The organism is Paraburkholderia sp. 35.1 (assembly GCF_050436525.1).
GTDB lineage: Bacteria > Pseudomonadota > Gammaproteobacteria > Burkholderiales > Burkholderiaceae > Paraburkholderia > Paraburkholderia tuberum.
The window spans coordinates 546575-568135 of the sequence record NZ_JBNDMJ010000002.1 but is presented as its reverse complement, the minus strand read 5'-3'; the positions used below and the strand labels follow the sequence as shown (position 1 = coordinate 568135).

Sequence of the window (21561 nt, the reverse complement as noted above, 5' to 3'; positions counted from 1 at the left end):
CATCCGTAGACGTTGAAGATCCCAACTCCGTGGTCATGGAGATCTTCTCGGCACGCCGCGACATGCAGAGTCTCGCTGTCATCGACGACCACCGTCCCATCGGCCTGATCAACCGCGATATCTTCATGTCGCAAATGAGCAAGCCGTTCCATCGAGAGCTTTACGACAAGAAGAGTTGCATCGCGTTCATGGACAAGGAACCGCTCATCGTCGACGCCGACGTGAGCATCGAAGCGCTGACCTTCAGGACCGTCGAGGCGGGAGAAAAAGCGCTGGTCGATGGTTTCATCGTGACACGTGACGGACTCTTCTCGGGTCTCGGCAGTGGTCTGCAGCTCATCAGTGCGGTCGCGGAAATGCAGGCGGAGAAGAACCGCCAGATCATGCAGAGTATCGAGTACGCCAGCGTGATACAGCGCGCCATGTTGCGTGCTTCCAGCGAGACCCTGTCGATGAAGCTGCGCGACGCGGCGATGGTCTGGGAACCTCGCGACGTCGTCGGCGGCGACTTCTATCATTTCGCGGCCTTTCCGACCGGCTGGTTTGGCGCTGTTGCCGATTGCACCGGACATGGCGTACCGGGCGCCTTCATGACCTTGCTTGCTTCGGCGTCACTGTCGAAGGCGCTCGAACAGATCGGTCCGCGCGACCCCGCCGCGCTACTGGCGGCCGTCAATCAAAACGTCAAGGGCTTGCTTGGGCAAGTGAACAGTGCCGACGAAGGAACCCAATCCAACGACGGTCTGGATACCGCACTCTTCTGGTTCGACGCCACGCAGAGCGTGCTGCATTTTGCCGGCGCGAGGATCGCTCTGCACATCCTGTCACGCGATGCCGCGGAGTTCGAAACGATCGGCGCCGACCGCATGGGTGTCGGTTATGTGGACAGTCGCGCCGACTATGCGTGGAGCTTGCGCTCGATTCCGGTCACGGCGGGCAGCCTGCTGTTCATCTATACCGACGGCCTCGCCGATCAGATCGGCGGCCCGCGCAACATTTCTTTCGGCCGGCGCCGTGCGCTCGACCTGATACTCAAAAACCGCGCCGAAACTCCGGCGACGATTTGCGAGCGCGTCCGGCTCGCGCTCGCGGATTGGCAAGGCCAGCAACCGCGCCGTGACGACGTCACGCTTTTCTGTGCCCGTATTTAGCGAATTCCCAGAATGTCCCAACTATTAGAACAAGACAGCGCCTTTTTCGAACTCGCGCAGCGGCGCAACGTGCTCTTCTATCACAAGGGCTACTTCTCCCATAACATCGTCGCGTCGATGGGCGAAGTCGTGAAACTGCAGCTCGAAGTCGCCGGCGTCAGCGGTCCTACTCGCCGCAAACTCTTCTCGTCCTTTATCGAGCTGGCACAGAACATCGTTCATTACTCGTCGAACGCGCTGGAGCCCGGTGGCGAACGGGCAGGCGAGATACGCGAGGGCGCGGTGTGCATCTCCAGGCACGGCGAACATCACGTAATGTTGTGCGTCAATCCCATCGCGACCGCCGAAGTCGAGGACCTGCGAAGCAGGTTGGAGCCTCTGCGCAACATGTCACTCGAAGAAATCAAGCAAGCGTACAAGGTTTCATTGCGCACCGATGCTCCGAAAGACAGCAAGGGCGCCGGGCTCGGCTTCCTGACGATGGCGCGCGATGCGAGCGCGCCGCTTGAATTCGCTTTTCATCCGCGTGCCGACGAACCGGGCACCACGCTGTTTTGCCTCATGGCCATCATCTGAGCAGGAAGGCACACGAACAATGGAAAACCTACACATCCCGGCGACGACGACGTCGCCCGAAGTCGATTTTCGCTTCGACCAACACGCGTTGTCGATCAGGGGAGAGTCTTACCCCGAAAACGCAGCCGCCTTTTACGCGCCGATCATCGAGCAGATGCGCAAATACCTCGCCGCGAACGCCGGGGCCGAGATCACCATCGACGTCGCGCTGACGTACTTCAATAGCTCGAGTACCAAAATGCTGTTCAGCATCTTCGACGCGCTCGATCAGGCGGCGGAATCGGGAAGCCGCGTGTCGATGAACTGGTATCGCGACGAGGAAGACGAGACCATTGCCGAATTCGGCGAAGAACTGAAAGCCGATTTCCGCGCGATCGAGTTCACCGATCGTCCCATTGCGCAGCAGGGAAAGTAAAGTGCGTTCGACCTCTTCCCTTGACGTGTCCTCGGGCGGCGCACCCGATCTGTTCCAGAACGAAAGCACCGCGCTGGCAAAGGCTCGGGCCATGCATTCGATCATCGATGCGGACCCCGCGGAGTATCGCCAGTCGTTGGGCGAACTGATCGAGCACTTCCAGCGCCTGATGCGCGAGACACGGCGCCTGATCGGCCGCAGCGACCGGGCCGAACGCGAGATGCAGGCGCTGGCCCAGCAGTTGGCGTATCGCGCATCGCACGACGCGTTGACGGGCGTACTGAACCGCAGTGCCGTGATCGAACGGACCACCAAGGTCTTGCGCATCAGCAGCGCGGTGATGATCATCCTCGACATCGACGAATTCAAGCGGATCAACGACGACTACGGCCACCCCACCGGAGACGCGGTCATTTCGGGGGTCGTCGATTGTCTGCGCAGAATCGTCGGGGAACAAGGCTTCATCGGGCGAGTGGGCGGTGAGGAGTTCACCGTGCTGCTGCCCGGTCATGAACCGGCCAGCGGTGCCATTCTTGCCGAGCGCATGCGAGAAGCCATCGGCGACTCGCTGGTCGTTCCACCCGTCGAGCGCCGCATCACGGCCAGCTTTGGCGTCAGCATCAACGAGGTCGGAACCTGTTTCGACACCGCATATGGCCTCGCCGATGCGGCTCTGTACCGCGCCAAGCGAAGCGGGCGCAACCGCGTGGAATTTGCCGATCGATAGGCGGATAAGCAGACCCATCGCGCGCCGTTACAGGCAGATCCGCAGCGCCCTAAGGCAAGTCATGCAGCCACCTAAACATTCACTATCCGGGCGGGTCGGTGTTCGCCCGCGCCGGGTTGACGGAAAGGGAAGGGCCTTGGGACAGGAAGCAACGCGCAAAGCCGGTACTGTCATAGCCGTACTTGCCATTCTCGCTGTCATTGCGACGAGTACCTTCCTCGCAATCCGCCAGAGCAGCGAGCAGGACAGTTCGCTTCGGACGATCCAGGCTTCCGGGCGGCTGCGCCACGACCTCGACCGGGTTCAGCAAGTCATGCTCGATGAGCATGCGACGCTCTACACCTCGATCGCAACGGTGCCGCTTTACAACCGCGCCGCTTATAGCTTTCCGATGCTGGAACTGCTCGCGTTGACGCGCGACGCGCGCGAGAGCTGCAGCGAGAATCAGGAATGCATATCGAGGCTGTCGGATCTGGACGACATGATCGGCAGACTTAGCGAGCTGAGCTTTGGTCTTGCGCGCAAGATCGCGGAACATCCCGGCAGTGTGGCAGTGGGCGACCCCAGACTCGAACAAATCGACGCCTATTTCTATAGCGTTCTCGGGCGGGTCGTCGACGTACGACTCGCGGCCGACGCCAAGGTCGCTTTAGTCGTCAGCAAATCCTCGTTGGATGGGAAGTGGTTTACGCGCATGCTGTTGAGCTGCGGCGTCGCTTCGGCCTTGTTGCTGCTTTCGCTGATTCACTGGAACGGGCGCATCGGAGCGCATCTTCGTCGTTCGCTCACAAGACTCGAGCATCAAGCCAGATACGACGCCCTGACCGATCTGCCCAACCGGGTGCTGCTCGGCGAACATCTTTCAGAGTCGCTCGTACGCGCGGCAGCGACAGGTCAGAACGTTTCCGTCCTGTTCCTCGATCTCGATCGTTTCAAGGACGTCAACGATTCGCTCGGACACCGCATTGGCGATTTGCTGCTACAGGCCGTGGCGCGAAGGCTTCAGCGTCTGCTGCGCGCGACGGATTTCGTCGCGCGCTACGGGGGCGATGAATTCGTCATCGTCGCGGAACGGGCCGACGCGAAGCAACTCACCGAGATGCTGGACACGCTCATTCACGAGATGAGCGAGCCGTATCGCATCGGCGAGCACGAGCTTTATCTCGAAGCAAGCATCGGCGTCAGTACTTTTCCACAAGACGGCGCCCAGCCGGAACTGCTCACGCGAAATGCCGATGCCGCGTTGTACGTGGCGAAATCGCGCGGGAGAAACGGCTATCAATTCTACGAACCGGAGCTGAGCCGGGCGGCCGCCGAGAAGTTGCGGCTCACGACGCGACTGCGGCGCGCGGCGAAAGCCAATGAGTTGTATCTGGCGTATCAGCCGCAAATCGACATGAAAACCGGATGCATCGTCGGTGCCGAGGCACTTTTGCGGTGGCACGACGACGAACTCGGTGAAGTTTCGCCGGCCGTCTTCATCCCGCTTGCCGAAGAAACCGGTCTGATCCAGAGCATCGGCACGTGGGTATTGCGGCAGGCGTGTCTGCAGGCGAGCGCATGGGTACGCTCGGGGCTTCCGCCCGTGCGCATATCGGTCAATGTTTCGCCACTTCAACTCGAACGGGCAGACCTTCCAGGCGTAGTGCGCTCGGCACTCGACGATGCCCATTGGCCCGCCGAACTGCTGGAGCTCGAAGTCACCGAGGGCACGTTGATGCGCAACGCTGAAGAAGCGCAACGGGCTTTTCGCGAACTGCGCGAACTCGGTGTGTCCATCGCTATCGACGACTTCGGCACCGGTTATTCGAGCCTCAGCTATCTGAAACGCTTTAGCGTCGATCGCATCAAGATCGATCGCGCCTTCGTTTGCGAAATCGGCAGAGACAAGGAACTCGAAGCTCTGTCGCTTGCCATCATCGCGATTGCTGAAACGCTGAGCTTCGATGTCGTCGCTGAAGGGGTCGAGCTCGATGTCCAGCGCGAGTTTCTGGTCCGTCACGGATGCACGGTGGCCCAGGGTTTCCTGTTTAGCCCAGCGGTCTCGCCGGAGGCTTTAGCGCAATTGCTCGGCAAGACCGCGGTCGCGTCTTCATTGAGCGTGGCGCCTTTCCGGGGATTCGCTTGGTGAGTCGCAACATGTATCCGCGCTGACGCACTACTTACGTTTTGTCACCAGCGCGGCGTCAACTCCTGTATTCCGCCCTACGTTAAACCGGCAGCGCTGAAATGATTCAGCCGCGACAAACGAATCCACCGATTCAACCTGGAGTCACATCATGAAGACGCTTTTCGCCGCTGTTGCTTCCGCACTGCTCGTGTCGACCGCCTTTGCTCAAACGGCCGCACCGTCTGCCGCACAACCCGCGCAAACCACGCAGTTGCCAGCCACCGGCCAGGCGAATCTGAAGGCAAGCACCGCGGTACAAGCCGGCGCGACCGCAACGAAAGCGCCTGCCGAAGCCGCTACGCAAAAGCACGTGAAAAAGACTTCCGCCCATACGAAGAAGGCCCACAAGTCCACGGCCAAAAATGCCGTCGAAACGAGTGCCGCGAAGACTAAAACGGAGAGTGCGAAAGAGGCCAGCACTGCCCCGGCGAAAGCCGACGGCGCACAAGCCGACACGACCAAAACGCAATAACACGTGATCGGTTTCGGCGCTGACCGGCCATGCGGGTGCTGTTCAAATAGAAGTTGATCGAAGCCGGACTGTGCCGTTCAGGGAGGGCGAGTCTTATGACTCGCCTTTTTTTATGCCGCGTGTCATTCCCCGTCGTATCTTTTTGCCGACAAACGCGCGAATTTTTGCACCGTCTTTACTCGCGGCCGACTACTCTCGAATTGTTCCAATTCACCATCGCGTCGCACCAACGCCGCATCACATGGCTCTTACCCAATCGCTCGACAAACTCTCGCCGCAACCTGCCAGCAAGCAGGTTCAACACAGCAACGTCATTGCGTTTCCGTCGGCGCGCGCGGCTCTACTCGTGACGCTGCCGCACGCTCACTTGCGCGCACTGCTTCATTCGCCGCTCGGCGTCTATGTAATCAACACGGAAACCGTGCGCGAAGAAGACCGCGTGCAACTCGACATCGCGCGCGAAGATCTCCACTTCACGTTGCACATGCTGATCACCATGTTGCCCGCCGCGACGATCGGTCCATTGAAACGTCGCGTCAGCCATCCGAGCGCGCGTTAAATGCGCTCGACGAGAGACTGTTCACGCAGCTTGTCGGCATCGACGATTTCGATCTCCGCATAACGCAGCTTCAACGCGCCCTGCGTCTCGAAGTGCTTGAGCACCTGATTGATCGTCTGCCGCGACAACGCGAGCATCATCGCCAGGTCTTCCTGCGGGACCTTCAGCACGTTGCGCAATGCGCCGGGTTCGCCATAGCCGCCCGCCATCAGCAACAGGCGCCGCGCGACACGCGGTGCGGCCGGCAATAGCGCGGCTTCCTCGATCGCCTCGAACGCCAGACGCAACTTGTGCGCGAGCAGCACCGCGATTATGCTGGCTTTGACACAGGAGCGGCACTGATGAGAACGCTGACGCAGCAACTGACGCAATACGCGGCCTACCATCGCGACCGGCGCAATATCGCCACGCACTTCGTCGGCATTCCGATGATCGTGCTCGCGCTCGCGGTGTTGCTGAGCCGCCCGTCGTTTGGCGCCGGGATGTTCCCGGTCACGTTGTCGCCGGCGTGGTTGCTGTTCGTGGCGGCGACCGTCTACTACCTCGCGCTCGACGTGCCGCTCGGCGTGCTGATGGCCTGCGTCTCGGCGCTCTGTGTCGGGTTCGGCGAGTGGATCGCCGCGCAAACGACGCTCGTGTGGCTCGCGACCGGCATTGGGCTGTTCGTGGTCGGCTGGGTGTTCCAGTTTGTCGGCCACGTGGCCTACGAACATCGCAAGCCGGCATTCGTCGACGACGTGATCGGCCTGTTGATCGGCCCGCTATTCGTGCTCGCCGAAGCGCTGTTCGGTGTCGGCTGGCGCCCCGAACTGCGCGATGCGATCGAGGCTGAGGTAGGCCCGACGCGCATCGCTGAGCGAGCGCCGTAGTTCAGTTCGACGCGAACCGAACGAAGCGCACGCTGTGCAGCGCGGTCAGCGCGACGGCGATCCAGATCGGCACATAGGTCGCGAGTTGCGCGACGCTCAGCGTTTCGCGCAGCAGCGCGATCGACACGAACACGAGCAGCACCGGCTCGACGTAGCCGAGAATGCCGAACAACGCGACCGGCAACAGTCGGCTCGCCTTCAGATACGAAGCGAGCGCGAGCGTGCTCAACGCACCGAGCCCCGGCAATAGCAGACACCACATTTCGGCGCGGCCGGCGATCGCTTGCAGCGAGCCGCCGCTGAGAATGCACACGGCGGCCACCGGCAGCAGCAACGCCATCTCGACGGTGAACATTGCAAGCGAATCCTGATTGATCTGACGACGCACCACAAAATAAGGCGGATAACCGAGCGCGACGACGAGCGTCGGCCACGAGAACGCACCCGTCACCCACAGTTCGTGAGCGACGCCAACCGCCGCGCACGCGACCGCGAGCCACTGCAACGCGTCGAGCCGCTCGCGATAGTGGAAGCGCCCGACCAGTACCATCGCGAGCGGCAGCAGGAAATAGCCGAGCGACACTTCGAGCATGCGCCCATGCAGCGGCGCCCACAGAAACAGCCACAGCTGTACGCCGAGCAGGCCCGCAGCCACGGCCATCGCGACACCGAGCTTCGGCTGCGTCATCATTTGGACAACGAGCGCGCGCAGAATCGGCAGGCGCTTGCGCACCGCGACGAGCAGCAGCGCGCCAGGCACGGTCCACACGATGCGCCACGCGAAGATGTCGAGGCCCGACAGCGGTTTGAGCAGCGTCGCGTAAGCGGACAATAATGCGAACATCGCCGACGCGCCGACCGACAATGCGATCCCGCGCCTGAAGTCGTTGTGATTCATTGCGCGGTCGGGGCTCGGTGTGACGCGTGGGCTTGCGGCGCGCGACGCAGGCTCGCGGCGTTCGTTGTCGTCATGAATATGATGTCTCGTGAGCAGGCGGCCACCCGGGCAAAGCGGCAGACGCTGCGTTGTTGTTCTGAAGCGGCGGTGCAAAACCGTAGGAAAACGGGCATTCTAGACGGGTTATTCGCCAACGGGCTTGCGCTTTTTCGTCAGTCGGCTGCAATTAGTCGTGCGCGTCGCGCGTCGATGCACTAGAACATAACTTCGTGCGCCGCGGCCGGCGAAGCCATTCCCGGTTCGTCCTCGCCTCGCGCGAATCTTGCTACCCAAGTTTTGCACGCTGTGGCCGCACCACTCGCGACAACGACGTCCACAGCGGCACGCAACGAGCAGCAGCCACGAGCCGGGTCGGCGAATGCAGCCTCGAGCGCAGTCTGTCAGGCCGCCACGAATCACCGCCCGCGCATCTCGTCCACGGCATGCCTCAACTGCGTTTCATCGCGCATGCCACCGCCCGGCAGCAATCCCGCTCATCGAATGTGACTACTGGAGCCAGCATGACCCAGCCAGCCCTATCGCTCAGCAACTCGCCTTCCGAACTGCGTCGCGCCTTCGCCGCCGACGTGTACGCCGGCCTCACCCATACGCCGCAAAAAGAGCTGCCGTCGAAGTATCTGTACGACGAGGTCGGTTCCGCACTTTTTGAAGTGATTACCGTATTACCCGAATATGGCGTCACGCGCGCCGAAGAACGTCTGCTCGCGAAGCACGCGGCCGACATCGTCGAGCATTTGCCGCATGACGTCACGGTCGCCGAACTCGGCAGCGGCAGCGGCCGTAAAACGCGGCGCATTCTCGAGGCGCTGTGTAAAAAACGCCCTACTTCCTACTGCCCGATTGAAATTTCGCGCAGTGCGTTGCAGTTGTGCCGGCGCGAACTCGGTGACATCGAGCGGATTTCGATCGTCGGTTATGAGCGCGACTATCTGGCCGGTCTGGCCGAAGTGAGCCGGCAGCGCGCGCCCGGCGACCGCTTGCTCGTGCTGTTCCTCGGCAGCACGATCGGCAACTTCGGCAGGCTCGCGGCGACGCGTTTTCTGCGCGAGATCCGCAACATGCTCGCGCCCGGCGACGCGCTGCTGCTCGGCACCGATCTGATCAAACCGACGCCGGTGCTGGTCGCAGCCTATGACGACGCGATCGGCGTGACCGCGTCGTTCAATCTGAACCTGCTCGCGCGCGTCAACCGCGAACTCGACGGCGACTTTCCGCTCGATGAGTTCGAGCACGTCGCGCGCTTCAATCCGGACGCGCGCAGCATCGAGATGCATCTGCGCGCGAAGCGCGATATCACCGCTCACGTGCGCGCCGCAAAGCTGACGGTGTCGCTGAAGGAAGGCGAGACAATCTGGACCGAAAGCAGCCACAAGTATCGCGCGGAAGAGTTGCCCGCGATCGCCGATGGCGCCGGCTTCGTGTGCAGCCATCAATGGATCGAGGATGAGTGGGGATTCGCGGAGAGTTTGTTGGTGGCCCGGTAAGCGCTGACCACGCGGCAAATAACGGCCGATAAAGGCATAAACGAAAAAGCGGCGCGACCTCCTCTGGACGGCGCGCCGCTTTTTTAACTCGCGCAGCTCGAGCTCAATGCTGCTCGAAGCGCTCGTAACGCCTGTCCGTCGCGCGCTCCTCGCCGCTCACTTCGGTCACGCGCGCCGCCGGCGGTCCGTGACGCAGCCAAGACAACATCCTGTCGATCTGATTGGCCGGTCCCTGCAACATCGCCTCGACCGAACCGTCGTCGAGATTCGCGACCCATCCCTTGATGCCGAGCGCGTGCGCCTGGCGCACCGTCGCAAGGCGAAAACCAACGCCCTGCACGGTGCCGCGCACCCGCGCGTAATACGTTTCGATCCGCTCATCCAGATCCGGGGCCATGCCGCTACCTCCTTTTAATGCCTGACAATCTTTCAAGCCGGCATTCTAGTCGCGTCGCGGCGAGCGCGCTCGGCAACGCCCATCCTTTGCGCGCGCCACGTACAATCCGTCGACCGTCACGCCGGAAATGGAAACAGAATGACCGAACAGAATCGCGATCTCGTGCTCGTGACCGGCGCGTCCGGCTTCGTCGGATCGTCGGTGGCGCGCATCGCGCAGAGCAAGGGCTTTCGCGTACGCGTGCTGGTGCGCGCGACGAGTCCGCGCAAGAACGTCGAATCGCTCGACGCGGAAATCGTCGTCGGCGACATGCGCGACGAAGCATCGATGCGCAACGCGCTGCGCGGCGTGCGCTATCTGCTGCACGTGGCCGCCGATTATCGGCTGTGGGCGCCGGACCCCGGCGAGATCGAGCGCGCCAATCTCGAAGGCACCGAGGCGACGATGCGCGCGGCGTTGAAGGAAGGCGTGGAACGCATCGTATATACGAGCAGCGTCGCCACGCTGAAGGTGACGAGCTCCGGCCAGTCCGCCGACGAAACCTCGCCGCTTCGCGCCGACCAGGCGATCGGCGTCTACAAGCGCAGCAAGGTGCTCGCCGAGCGCGCGGTCGAGCGCATGATCGCCGAGGACGGTCTGCCCGCGGTGATCGTCAATCCATCGACGCCGATCGGCCCGCGCGACGTGAAACCGACGCCCACCGGGCGCATCATTCTGGAGGCGGCGCTCGGCAAGATTCCCGCATTCGTCGATACGGGGCTGAACCTCGTGCACGTCGACGACGTCGCCGCCGGTCATTTCCTTGCGCTCGAACGCGGCAAGATCGGCGAGCGCTATATTCTGGGCGGCGAAAATCTGCCGTTGCAGCAGATGCTCGCCGATATCGCGGCATTGACCGGCCGCAAGGCACCGACACTGAGCCTGCCGCGCTGGCCGTTGTATCCGCTCGCGATGGGCGCGGAAGCGGTCGCCAAATTCACGAAGCGCGAACCTTTCGTCACCGTCGACGGACTGAAGATGTCGAAGAACAAGATGTATTTCACGTCGGCGAAGGCGGAACGCGAGCTGGGGTATCGGGCGCGGCCTTATCGCGAGGGGCTCGCCGATGCGCTCGAATGGTTCCGGCAGGCGGGGTATCTGAAGCGGTGATCAAGGGATAAGTGAACGGTCAGGTGAAAGGCTGAACAGCGGCCGTAAGCATTTTGTTACAAGTCCCGCGCCGGCGACGGGTCCAAGCCTGCGCGCAGCGGGTAAAATCGCGGGTCCTACCTGAGAAACCTCGCATGAACCTTCACGAACAGCTCGGCGCGCTGGAAATGGGCGTCGACCAGCTCATTCAGGCTGTCGTGGCCACGCAGGCCGAGAACACTCCCGAGACAAGCGCTGACGCTGCGGCATTGCCCGCGGCGGTGGAGCATGCCGCGCACGAAGCAGCGGCGCACGAAGCGGCGGCGCAAGCAGCAGCGGAACAGCCCGCGAGCACCGAAGCAAACGCAGAAACGCACGCCGAAGCGATCGATACGCCGGCCGCCCCGCAATTACAGCCGACGCTCGAAATCAACCGCCCCGCGCGCGACGAAATCACGATGACGATCGGCGATCAGACCGTCGCGCTACGCCCGGACCAGATCAGCCGGCTGATCGAGGAACTGTCGAACGCACGGGCCTCGATGACGCCGGAGCAGCCGCAAGGCATCCCGCCGGGCTGGCAATTCGTCTCGACGAAGAATCCGATGATGGCCGTGCAAAAGCAATCGAACGGCGACCGCTTGCTGGTGATGCGCCACACCGGCCACGGCTGGGTGCCGTTCACGTTCTCGCCGGACATCGTGATCCAGATGTACATGATGCTGACGAACGCGTGATGAAACGCGCTACGTAGAAAAAGCGGCCTGGAGCCGCTTTTTTTTTACGTCTGCCTTCTGCATCCGACGAGCGCATCGGCCATCGACAGACTTCAGCGCTCCTGCACTGGTGCCTGCACGCGCGCCTTCCACTGCCCACCCTTGCCACGCCAGTAGCGCACCGCCGATGCGAACGTTGCGCCGACATAGAACAGCGCCACGAGCGGCAGAAACGGCGCCCACAGCGGTGAGCGCCGGTAGTAGACGAGCATCGGCGCATAGGCGCAGCACATTGCCGCCCACGCGATCCAGGCCGGCCAGCCGAGTGGCCCGAGGATCAACGCCGCGACCGGCGGCAACAGATAGATGATCGCCATGCCGACGAGCGTGCCCGCGAGCAGCAGCGGCGAGTAGCGCAGCTGCGTGAACGCAGTGCGCGCGATCATGTTCCAGATGTCGCGCCAGCTATCGTAGGGACGCAGCGACACGCTCTTCGCCGCCACATCGAGCCGGATCGGATGACGGCCGGTGCCACGATGCTTGATGCGCGCGGCAAGACTGCAATCGTCGATCAGCTCGGCGCGAATCGACTCGATGCCGCCCGCTTCCTCGAGCGCCGCGCGGCGCACCAGCATGCAGCCGCCCGCCGCGGCCGCGGTGCGGTTGCGTGGATTGTTGACCCACGCGAACGGATACAGCTTCGCGAAGAAGAACACGAAGGCCGGAATCAGCGCCTTTTCCCAGAACGAATCGCAGCGCAGCCGGACCATCAGCGAGACGAGGTCGCGCTTTTCGGCATCCGCGCGCGCGACGAGCTGCGTCAACGCCTCGGCGGGGTGGCCGATGTCGGCATCGGTCAGCAACAGGAATTCGGCCGGCAGATCGAGCGTGCGCACCGCCTCGATGCCCTGCGACTGCGCCCACACCTTGCCGGACCAGCCTGGGGGCAACGGCTTCGCGCTCAGCACGGTGAGGCGCTCCGGACATTGCAGCCGCAGCGCTGCGGCACGCGCGGCGTCGGCGGTGCCGTCGGTGCTGTGATCGTCGACGACGATCACGTGGAACGCGCCTGCATAGTCCTGCTCGAGCAGCGACGTGACCGCCTCGGCGATCACGTCGACTTCATTGCGCGCCGGTACGACGGCTGCGACGGCCGGCCATGCGTCGCGCGCCGCGATGGCCAGCGGCGCGGCGGGACGCGCGCGCCAGAAGCCGCCACGCGCGAACAGCAGCACGCACCAGATCAGCAGGGAAACACACGAAAGAACGAACAGGACCGCCGCCATTAAGCATTACCCTCGATTGAGCGCGCCGCCATGCCGACGCGTCTGGATAGTCGCATTTTCAGGGTGCGCGCCGCCACCACGCACCAGTCGAACAGATTGAGGACCGGGCGCGCGCGGAACACATCGTAATCCGCGCGCTCGATGCGCTCGAGAAACCGAAAGCCTGCATGCACCGCGCCGCACAGCTCGATGCCGAGCCGCCCCGGCATGCGCAGCGCGAGCGGTGCGCCGCGGACCAGCGTGGCGCGCACGAACGCGATTTCATACGCCATCAGCGCGCGCCACGCATCGTCGACGACACCATCGGCAATCTGCGCCTCGGTCACGCCGAAGCGGCGCAAATCGGCTTGCGGCAGGTACACGTGCTGTCGTTGCCAGTCGGCGGCGACGTCGAGCCAGAAGCTGATCAGCTGCGACGCCGTGCAGATCGCGTCGGCGTCGGCAAGATTGTGCGGCGTCGCCGCGCCGACCAGACGCAGCAGCAGATGCCCGACCGGATGCGCCGAGCGGCGGCAATAGTCGACGAGCGCGGCGCGATCCGCATAGCGATTCGTATCGATGTCCTGCGCGCAGCCCTCGAGCAGATCGTAGAACGGTTCGAGCGGCAGCTCGTATTGCGCGATCACGCCAGCGAGCTTGCCGAACAACAGCGCATGCACGGGCGCGGCGCGCCGTTGCGCGATCGCGTCAAGCCCGGCGCGGAAATCGGCCAGCCGGGCATGCCGCTCGGCGGCGCTCCACTGGCCTTCGGCGGAGATATCGGCCGCAGTGCGCACGACCTGATAGATAATACCGACAGGCGCGCGTAGGGCCTTAGGCAGCAACACGCTCGCGATCGGAAAGTTTTCGTGCTGATCGACGTCCATCCAGCGAGCCTCGAAACCATTCTGTAATACAGCGCGATGTCCGCGCGGCAAGGATCGGTAGTTTAAGGGTTCCGCCGTGACAGTGCAGTGTGCGGTCATGGTCGGGCGCGTTACGAGGCAATCCCACGCTGACTCCTTACATCGTTGTAACGCTCGCCGCCCCGGTCGTCCGCACGGCCCAGCGGGTGCGGCAAGCGGCCAACACAGGGGCCGCAGCAAAAAGCAAAGTGGCCCCGATAGCGTTAGAATGCGCGTTTGGTTTTGCTGTACCGGCCGGTCGCCGGGGCTCAAGACGTCAACTAATCAAGATGAGCGCGGCGATAAAGTCAGTTTCACGACTTCTTCGAAACCCGCGTTAGTCGGAGTTCGCCAACTTATGCGAGTCATCCTTGCTCAGCCGCGCGGCTTTTGTGCGGGCGTTGTCCGCGCAATCGAAATCGTCGATCGTGCGTTACAGCAACACGGCGCGCCCGTGTATGTCCGCCACGAGATTGTCCATAACCGTCACGTGGTCGACAATCTGCGCCAGAAGGGCGCGCGTTTCGTCGAGGAACTCGATGAAGTGCCGCAAGGTGCCGTCGCGATATTCAGCGCGCATGGTGTTGCGCAAACCGTCGAACGTGATGCCGAAGCGCGCGGCCTCGACGTGCTCGACGCAACCTGCCCGCTCGTGACCAAGGTGCACGTACAAGGTCGTCAGTACGTGGCCGCCGGCCGCACGCTGATCCTGATCGGCCACGCCGGCCATCCAGAAGTGGAAGGCACGATCGGCCAGATCCCCGGCACGGTGATGCTCGTGCAGAGCGAGGCAGAAGTCGCGAAACTCGAGTTGCCGGTCGATGCGCCGCTCGCCTACGTGACGCAAACCACGTTGTCGGTCGACGACACGCGCGGCATCATCGACGCGCTGCTGCGCCGCTTTACCGACATGGTCGGTCCCGACACGCGCGACATCTGCTATGCAACGCAGAACCGCCAGGCGGCGGTGCGCGAATTGAGCAAAGAGGTCGATGTACTGCTGGTGGTCGGCGCGACCAACAGCTCGAACTCGAACCGGCTGCGCGAAATCGGCAGCGAGAGCGGCGTGGCGAGCTACCTCGTCGCCGACGGCTCTGAAGTGAAGCCGGAATGGTTCGCCAACGTGCACACGGTCGGCATCACGGCCGGCGCGTCGGCGCCCGAAGAAATGGTCGAAAACGTAATCGATGCGCTACGCGCATTGGGGCCCGTCGATGTCACGACGATGGCGGGCCGTGAAGAAAAAGTCGAATTCAAGTTGCCATCGAAACTGATGCAACCACTCGCTGCACGCGAAGTTTAAGGAGGACGCCTTGTCTATTCCGCTGCTACAGAAAGTCCGCGTCGGCGCATACATCATGCGCCAGCATCTCTCCGGCAACAAACGCTATCCGCTCGCCCTGATGCTGGAGCCGCTGTTTCGCTGCAATCTCGCCTGCAATGGCTGCGGCAAGATCGACTATCCGGATCCGATTCTGAACCAGCGTCTGTCGCTGGAAGAATGCCTGCAGGCCGTCGACGAATGCGGTGCGCCGGTCGTGTCGATCGCGGGTGGCGAGCCGCTGCTGCACAAGGAAATGCCGCAGATCGTCAAGGGCATCATGGCGCGCAAGAAGTTCGTGTACCTGTGCACGAACGCGCTGCTGATGGAAAAGAAGATGGACGACTACGAGCCGAATCCGTACTTCGTGTGGTCGGTTCATCTTGACGGCGACAAGGAAGCGCACGATCACTCGGTGTCGCAGGAAGGCGTGTACGAGAAGGCCGTGGCCGCGATCCGCGAAGCGAAGCGCCGCGGCTTCCGCGTGAATATCAACTGCACGCTGTTCAACGACGCGCAGCCGGAACGCGTGGCGAAGTTCTTCGACACGTTGGGCCCGATGGGCGTCGACGGCATCACGGTATCGCCGGGTTATGCGTATGAGCGCGCGCCGGATCAGCAGCACTTCCTGAACCGCGACAAGACCAAGCAGCTGTTCCGCGAAATCTTCAAGCGCGGCAACAACGGCAAGAACTGGTCGTTCAGCCAGTCGGCGATGTTCCTCGACTTCCTCGCGGGCAACCAGACCTACGAATGCACGCCGTGGGGCAACCCGGCGCGTACCGTGTTCGGCTGGCAAAAACCGTGCTATCTGGTCGGCGAAGGCTACGTGAAGACCTTCAAGGAACTGATGGAAACCACGGACTGGGACAAGTACGGCACCGGCAACTACGAAAAGTGCGCGGACTGCATGGTCCACTGCGGTTTCGAAGCGACGGCCGTGATGGACACGGTTGCGCATCCGCTGAAGGCGCTGAAGGTCAGCATGCGCGGCCCGAAAACCACGGGCGCGTTCGCGCAGGACATTCCGCTCGACAAGCAGCGTCCCGCCGAGTACGTGTTCTCGCGTCACGTCGAGATCAAGCTCGAAGAAATCACGCGCGCCGGCAAGGGCAAGAAGGTGGAGACCGCGACGGCCGCGCACTGAGGCGTTCGACAGGAGAGCGGCCGCGCGCCGCCCCTGTATTGCGCCTGATCGTTAGCACAAGCAACTCGAAAAAAAGCGCGGTGGCCAATCAAGGCCACCGCGCTTTGCTTTTACCGATTGAAACTTCTGTCGACCGACCCGCTTACGCGCCGCGCGCATTATGCGCGGTCAGGAATTTGATCAGCCCGTCGATGCCGCCTTTGGCGATCTGGTCGGCGAACTGCGTCTGATACACCTGGATCAGCCACGCGCCCATCATGTTGATGTCATAGATCTTCCAGCCCGACGGCCCCTTGGTGAGCCGGTAGTCGATCGCGTCATCGCCGCCGTTGCTGATCACGTGCGATTGCACGACGATGTCGGTCGCGCCGCCTTGCACGCTGACCGGCGCAAACTGGAACTTCACGTCCTGGTCGCGCAGTTGCGACAGCGATGCGGCATAGGTACGCGTGAGCAGCAGCGTAAACTGCTCGTACAGTTGCTTCTGCTGCTCCGGCGTCGCGGTCGCCCACGGCTTGCCTACCGCGATACGTGTGGTGCGCTGAAAGTCGGTGGCGGGCAGGAAGTGCGTCTGGACGACCTGGGTGATCTGCGCCATGTCGCCGCCGCGCGCCTGCGGGTCAGCCTTCATTGCAGCCACCGTGCCCTGGACTGCACTTTTTACCACCGCGTCGGGTGCGCTCTGCGCAAACGCCGCCGTGGATACCACGGCCGCAGCCACAAAAGCAGTCAGATATCGTTTCATACGCTTGTCATGACTCGAAAGAAGTAGCGCCGACGGGCCGCAGCCCCGCGGCTAAAGAGGGGTACACCAGTATAGCGGGGATTACGTTCCCATCCGGACGAAGCCGTCAGGAGCCGTACTTGCTACCGAAGTCGGGCTTGCTTGCCCGGGCTCTGTATACTTATGCACCTTCGTCAAAAACAACACCCGTGATAAGGCCACGTCCGCCTACATGCTGAAGTCATCTATCGTCCGTCTCGTCGCGTATTCGGTGCGTCATCCGCTGAGGATCATCGCGCTGTCGATCGTGCTCGCTGTCCTGAGCGGCATATACGTCGCGCATAACTTCAAGATCAACACGGACATCAGCCGTCTCATCGAGACCGACAAGCAATGGGCAGCAGTCCAGAACGCGCTCGACGCCGCCTTCCCCGACCGTGGCGACACCGTGCTGGTGGTGGTCGAGGCGCGCGCGCCCGAATTCGCCGACGCCGCCGCCAACGCGCTGACCGCCGCGCTCAGAGCCGATCCGAAGGAGTTCACGTCGGTCTCGCAGCCCGCCGGCGGCCCCTTCTTCGAACACAACGGCCTGCTGTTTCTGTCCACCGACGAGGTGATGTCCACCACCTCGCAACTCGTGCAGTCGCGCCCGCTCGTCAATCAACTTGCGCATGATCCGAGCCTGACCGGTCTCGCCGGCACGCTGACTACGACCCTGCTGCTGCCGCTGCAACTCGGCCAGGTCAAACTCCCTGACATGAGCCGGCTGCTTGCGCAAAGCGCGAACACGCTCGATCGCGTGCTGGCCGGCCAGCCCGCCGCGTTCTCGTGGCGCGCTCTCGTCGATAAAAGCGTCGCCACCAATCCGGCGCGTTCGTTTGTCGTCGTGCATCCGGTCGTCAACTACGACGCGCTGGAGCCGGGCGCGAGCGCGTCGAGGGCGATTCGCGCAACCGCGGTCTCGCTGCATCTCCAGCAGCGCTACGGTGCGACGATCCGCCTGACCGGCGAGCAGCCACTCGCCGACGAGGAGTTCGCGTCAGTGCAGGACGGTGCGGTGCTGAACGGCATCGGCACTTTCATCGTCGTCCTGATCATTCTGTGGCTCGCGCTGCGCTCGGGCCGCATGATCGCGGCCGTGTTCATCACGCTGTTCGTCGGCCTCGCGATCACGGCCGCGCTCGGCCTGTTGATGGTCGGCGCGCTCAACATGATTTCGGTCGCGTTCATGGTGCTGTTCGTCGGGCTCGGCGTCGATTTCGGCGTGCAGTTCGGCGTCAAGTATCGCGAGGAGCGCAACCGCGACGACCGGCTGTCGGCCGCGCTGATGCACACCGCGCACAGCATCGGCGTGCCGCTCACGCTCGCGGCCGTGGCAGTCGCGCTGAGCTTCTTCTCGTTCCTGCCGACCGCTTATCGCGGCGTGTCGGAGCTTGGCCAGATCGCGGGCGTCGGCATGTTCGTCGCGTACTTCACCAACATGACCTTGCTGCCAGCGCTGCTGAAGCTCTTCAATCCGCCGGGCGAAGTCGCCTCGCCCGGTTTCAAGCAGCTCGAGCCCGTCGACGACTTCCTCGACCGCCATCGCAAGCCGGTGCTGATCGGCACGCTGCTTGTCGTGATCGGCGCGACACCGCTGCTCACGCACCTGCGTTTCGACTTCAATCCGCTGCATCTGAAGGACCCGCATACCGAGTCGATGGCAACGTTGCTGTCGCTGAAGGATTCGCCCGAAGCCGCGGTGAACAACGTGCAGGCGCTGGCGCCGTCGCTTGCCGACGCCGACGCGATGGCCGAGCGACTGCGCAAGCTGCCGGAAGTGGGCCGCGTCAACACGTTGAGCACCTTCGTGCCGGCCGACCAGCAGCAGAAGATGATGCTGATCGCGAGCGCCGCGCAACAGCTGCTGCCGGCGCTGCAACAGCAGCCCGCGCCGCAAGCCACCGACGCGTTGCGCGTCGCCGCATTGAAGCGCGCGGCGAATCAGTTGTCGCTCGCGGCCGAGGACCATCCGGGCCCGGGCGCGGCGGACGCGCAGCACCTGTCCGCGACCTTGCAAAAGCTCGCCGCCGCCGACGCCGCCACGCGCGACCGCGCCGAAGTCGCGATGTCCGACACGCTGCGCATCGCGTTGAAGCAGCTTGAGAACCTTCTGCAGCCGACCGAAATAACCCAGCAGACCCTGCCGCCAGGCATCACCGCGATGTGGATCGGCAAGGGCGGTCATGCGCTCGTCGATATCGCGCCGAAGGTGCCGCCCGGCGTCGATCCAAACGACGACCAGATGCTCGCGCGCTTCGCGCACGCGGTGAAGAGGGCGGAGCCGGGCGCGATCGGCGGACCGATCTCGATCCTGCATTCGGCCAACACGATCATCAAGGCGTTCCTGGAGGCGGCCCTCTATGCGCTGCTGTCGATCGCCGTGCTGCTGTGGATCGCGCTGCGCCGTGTCGGCGACGTGCTGCGCACGCTGGTGCCGCTGCTGGTGTCCGCGATCGTCACGCTCGAACTGTGCGTGGTATTCGGCATGCCGCTGAACTTCGCGAACATCATCGCGCTGCCGCTGATGCTCGGCGTCGGCGTCGCGTTCAAGATCTACTTCGTGATGGCGTGGCGCCACGGCCAGACCGGCCTGTTGCAGTCGAGCCTCACGCATGCGGTGCTGTTCAGCGCCGCCACAACGGCCACCGCGTTTGGTAGCCTGTGGCTGTCGCACCATCCGGGCACGTCCAGCATGGGGAGGCTGCTCGTGCTTTCGCTGTTCTGCACGCTGATCGGAGCGGTGGTTTTCCAGCCGGTGCTGATGGGCAAGCCGCGTCAACGTCGCGGGAAGCAAAAAGGAATATAAGCATGAAGCTGCGTAACACCGCGCTGGCGCTCACCGCCGCGGGTTTCATTTCCGGCTGCGCGACCGCTCCGGATCGCAAGCCGGGCGATCCGTTCGAGCCGGTGAACCGGGTGATCTTCAATTTCAATGACGGAGTCGATCGCTATATCGCGGTGCCGGTCGCGAAGGGCTACCAGAAAGTGACGCCGCAGCCGCTGCGCACCGCCGTCAGCAATTTCTTCTCGAACCTCGGCGACCTCACCAACGCCGCAAACGCGCTGCTGCAACTGAAGATCACCGATGCGACCGAAGACATCATGCGCTTCGCGTTCAACTCGGTGTTTGGGATTGGCGGCCTGCTCGACTGGGCGACGCCGGCCGGTCTGCCCAAGCATCATCAGGACTTCGGTCTGACGCTCGGGCATTGGGGCATTCCGTCGGGTCCGTATCTGGTGCTGCCGCTGTTCGGGCCGAGCACGGTGCGCGACAGCATGGGGCTCGTCGTCGATGTGAAGTTCAATCCGCTGAACTATATCGAACCCGCGACCCGCAATCCGCTGTACGTGCTGCAGTTCGTGAGCACACGTGCGGATCTGCTCGGCGCGACCAGCCTTCTGGAGCAGGCTGCGCTCGACAAGTACTCGTTCGTGCGTGATGCCTATGTGCAGCAGCGCCTCGCGCGGCTGCGCGGCACGAGCAATAACCCTCCGCCGCTGCCGAACTACGACGATCAGGGCGATACGGGCCCGGCTGCTGCCCCAGCGGCAGGCGCGCCGGCGCGCGGCCTGCCGAATTACTCCGATCCGGGCGATGTGGGCGAGACGCCCAATGGCGCTTCGGGAGCGGGCGGCGCGGCCAAGGGCGCGCCCGGCGCGCTGCCGAATTACAACGATCCGGGTGAGTCCTCGCCGGCGCCCAATGGGGCTTCCGGTGGAGCGACCAACGCGCCCAGCGGGGATCTGCCGAACTACACCGATCCGGGTGACAGTGGCGCTGGCGCTACGCCAGCCGTGCCTGCTGAGCCGGCGTCGGCCCCGCAATAGCGCTCCAGGGGTCTGGGGACGTCGATCCAGCGCTCCAAGGCACAGCGGGCGCCCTCGATGGGTGCCCCGCGTGGAAGTACAGCCAAACGTCGCCCGACCAAGCCCGCGGGCATCGCTGCAACCCGCTCAGTGCAGGCTCTCGACCTCGCTGCGCGCCGCGCCCCGATCTTCCTCGACCGCCGCGACTGGTGCCGTTTGCGGCACTGGCTTGGAGTTCGCGCGATAGTGAGCGAACTGCTCGTCCGCATAACGGATACGTGTGCGGCCATGTGGCACCGGATCGCCGTTTTCGTCGAGATTGACGAATACCATTTTCTCGACCGTCAGAATGCTCTTGCGTGTGATCTTGTTGCGCACTTCGCAGCGCAGCGTGATCGACGTGCGGCCGAAATGCGTGGCGGTCATGCCCAGTTCGATGATGTCGCCCTGGCGTGCCGAACTGACGAAGTTAATCTCTGACATGAACTTGGTCACGACGCGCTGATTGTCCAGCTGAGAGATCGCGTAGATCGCGGCTTCTTCGTCGATCCAGCGTAGCAGGCTGCCGCCGAACAATGTTTTATTTTCCAGGCTAACACATTCGTCAAAATTGACCTATTGTCTTTATAAACAATCCACTAGCTAGCTGTGTTGCCGATTTTGTATTGACGAATGCGGGGATAACTAGGCAGAACGCCTTGTAGCTTTGAGTGCCACATCATATGGCC

Annotated in this window: 21 protein-coding genes and 1 pseudogene; 15 read left to right on the top strand and 7 right to left on the bottom strand. The window is 63.1% G+C overall.

From position 1 onward, the window contains the following. Positions 1-35 precede the first annotated feature (35 nt). From OKW27_RS08410 to OKW27_RS08380, 7 genes are all read left to right on the top strand, one after another. Positions 36-1151 (top strand): SpoIIE family protein phosphatase, encoded by a 1116-nt coding sequence (locus OKW27_RS08410; protein WP_429333187.1) that lies wholly within the window; start codon positions 36-38, stop codon positions 1149-1151. Positions 1152-1163: 12 nt separating this feature from the next. Then, on the top strand, positions 1164-1727 hold the full coding sequence (locus OKW27_RS08405; RefSeq protein WP_090808073.1) for a SiaB family protein kinase: 564 nt from the start codon (positions 1164-1166) through the stop codon (positions 1725-1727). Between the two features lie 19 nt (positions 1728-1746). Then, positions 1747-2142 (top strand): DUF1987 domain-containing protein, encoded by a 396-nt coding sequence (locus OKW27_RS08400; protein ID WP_090808074.1) that lies wholly within the window; start codon positions 1747-1749, stop codon positions 2140-2142. Position 2143: 1 nt separating this feature from the next. Beyond that, positions 2144-2869 (top strand): GGDEF domain-containing protein, encoded by a 726-nt coding sequence (locus tag OKW27_RS08395; RefSeq protein ID WP_184073471.1) that lies wholly within the window; start codon positions 2144-2146, stop codon positions 2867-2869. Then, positions 2796-5000 (top strand): putative bifunctional diguanylate cyclase/phosphodiesterase, encoded by a 2205-nt coding sequence (locus OKW27_RS08390; protein ID WP_429333186.1) that lies wholly within the window; start codon positions 2796-2798, stop codon positions 4998-5000. Before OKW27_RS08395 ends, OKW27_RS08390 begins: the two co-directional genes overlap by 74 nt. Before the next feature lie 148 nt (positions 5001-5148). Beyond that, on the top strand, positions 5149-5511 hold the full coding sequence (locus OKW27_RS08385) for a hypothetical protein (RefSeq protein ID WP_090808080.1): 363 nt from the start codon (positions 5149-5151) through the stop codon (positions 5509-5511). Between the two features lie 241 nt (positions 5512-5752). Further along, positions 5753-6070 (top strand): hypothetical protein, encoded by a 318-nt coding sequence (locus OKW27_RS08380; protein ID WP_429333185.1) that lies wholly within the window; start codon positions 5753-5755, stop codon positions 6068-6070. On the opposite strand, the pseudogene OKW27_RS08375 reads toward OKW27_RS08380, so the two are convergent. Continuing rightward, positions 6067-6375, bottom strand: a pseudogene (locus OKW27_RS08375) (Crp/Fnr family transcriptional regulator); the annotation flags it as partial. The gene OKW27_RS08380 and the pseudogene OKW27_RS08375 overlap by 4 nt on opposite strands. A 36-nt stretch (positions 6376-6411) precedes the next feature. Between OKW27_RS08375 and OKW27_RS08370 the strand changes: the two are divergent. Further along, positions 6412-6939: a DUF962 domain-containing protein gene (locus OKW27_RS08370; protein ID WP_090808084.1), complete on the top strand. Its 528-nt coding sequence runs from the start codon at positions 6412-6414 to the stop codon at positions 6937-6939. Position 6940: 1 nt separating this feature from the next. On the opposite strand, the gene rarD is transcribed toward OKW27_RS08370, so the two are convergent. Next, entirely contained in the window at positions 6941-7837 is an 897-nt protein-coding gene (gene rarD / locus OKW27_RS08365) for an EamA family transporter RarD (RefSeq protein WP_429333184.1), read from the bottom strand. A gap of 560 nt (positions 7838-8397) precedes the next feature. Here rarD and egtD point away from each other — a divergent pair. Continuing rightward, positions 8398-9381: an L-histidine N(alpha)-methyltransferase gene (gene egtD / locus OKW27_RS08360; RefSeq protein ID WP_184052776.1), complete on the top strand. Its 984-nt coding sequence runs from the start codon at positions 8398-8400 to the stop codon at positions 9379-9381. A 103-nt stretch (positions 9382-9484) separates the two neighbouring features. Here the strand turns inward: egtD and OKW27_RS08355 are convergent, their stop codons facing one another. Then, entirely contained in the window at positions 9485-9778 is a 294-nt protein-coding gene (locus OKW27_RS08355; RefSeq protein WP_187617609.1) for an acylphosphatase, read from the bottom strand. Between the two features lie 138 nt (positions 9779-9916). Here OKW27_RS08355 and hpnA point away from each other — a divergent pair, with 138 nt between their 5' ends. Together hpnA and OKW27_RS08345 are read left to right on the top strand one after the other, a co-directional pair. Next, positions 9917-10927 (top strand): hopanoid-associated sugar epimerase, encoded by a 1011-nt coding sequence (gene hpnA, locus OKW27_RS08350; RefSeq protein WP_184057734.1) that lies wholly within the window; start codon positions 9917-9919, stop codon positions 10925-10927. 134 nt (positions 10928-11061) lie between these two features. Continuing rightward, complete coding sequence (locus tag OKW27_RS08345; protein ID WP_429333183.1) at positions 11062-11643, top strand: hypothetical protein; 582 nt, start codon at positions 11062-11064, stop codon at positions 11641-11643. A 92-nt stretch (positions 11644-11735) separates the two neighbouring features. Here the strand turns inward: OKW27_RS08345 and OKW27_RS08340 are convergent, their stop codons facing one another. Continuing rightward, positions 11736-12908 (bottom strand): glycosyltransferase, encoded by a 1173-nt coding sequence (locus tag OKW27_RS08340; RefSeq protein ID WP_090808094.1) that lies wholly within the window; start codon positions 12906-12908, stop codon positions 11736-11738. Next, positions 12908-13774, bottom strand: a complete 867-nt coding sequence (gene hpnC / locus OKW27_RS08335) for a squalene synthase HpnC (protein ID WP_429333182.1) — start codon at positions 13772-13774, stop codon at positions 12908-12910. Before hpnC ends, OKW27_RS08340 begins: the two co-directional genes overlap by 1 nt. A 376-nt stretch (positions 13775-14150) precedes the next feature. On the opposite strand from hpnC, the gene ispH reads away from it, so the two are divergent. Further along, positions 14151-15095, top strand: a complete 945-nt coding sequence (gene ispH / locus OKW27_RS08330) for a 4-hydroxy-3-methylbut-2-enyl diphosphate reductase (protein ID WP_429333181.1) — start codon at positions 14151-14153, stop codon at positions 15093-15095. Between the two features lie 10 nt (positions 15096-15105). Beyond that, a complete protein-coding gene (gene hpnH, locus OKW27_RS08325) occupies positions 15106-16260 on the top strand; it encodes an adenosyl-hopene transferase HpnH (RefSeq protein ID WP_018423996.1) in 1155 nt (384 codons plus the stop codon). Between the two features lie 142 nt (positions 16261-16402). On the opposite strand, the gene OKW27_RS08320 is transcribed toward hpnH, so the two are convergent. Continuing rightward, positions 16403-17005, bottom strand: coding sequence for an MlaC/ttg2D family ABC transporter substrate-binding protein (locus OKW27_RS08320; RefSeq protein WP_184057725.1), 603 nt, complete (start codon positions 17003-17005; stop codon positions 16403-16405). Between the two features lie 211 nt (positions 17006-17216). On the opposite strand from OKW27_RS08320, the gene OKW27_RS08315 reads away from it, so the two are divergent. Both OKW27_RS08315 and OKW27_RS08310 read left to right on the top strand, forming a co-directional pair. Then, positions 17217-19832 (top strand): MMPL family transporter, encoded by a 2616-nt coding sequence (locus OKW27_RS08315; RefSeq protein WP_429333180.1) that lies wholly within the window; start codon positions 17217-17219, stop codon positions 19830-19832. Positions 19833-19834: 2 nt separating this feature from the next. Continuing rightward, positions 19835-20854, top strand: a complete 1020-nt coding sequence (locus OKW27_RS08310; protein ID WP_429333179.1) for an MlaA family lipoprotein — start codon at positions 19835-19837, stop codon at positions 20852-20854. Between the two features lie 126 nt (positions 20855-20980). Here the strand turns inward: OKW27_RS08310 and OKW27_RS08305 are convergent, their stop codons facing one another. Beyond that, positions 20981-21409: an acyl-CoA thioesterase gene (locus tag OKW27_RS08305; RefSeq protein ID WP_429333178.1), complete on the bottom strand. Its 429-nt coding sequence runs from the start codon at positions 21407-21409 to the stop codon at positions 20981-20983. Between the last annotated feature and the right edge of the window lie 152 nt (positions 21410-21561).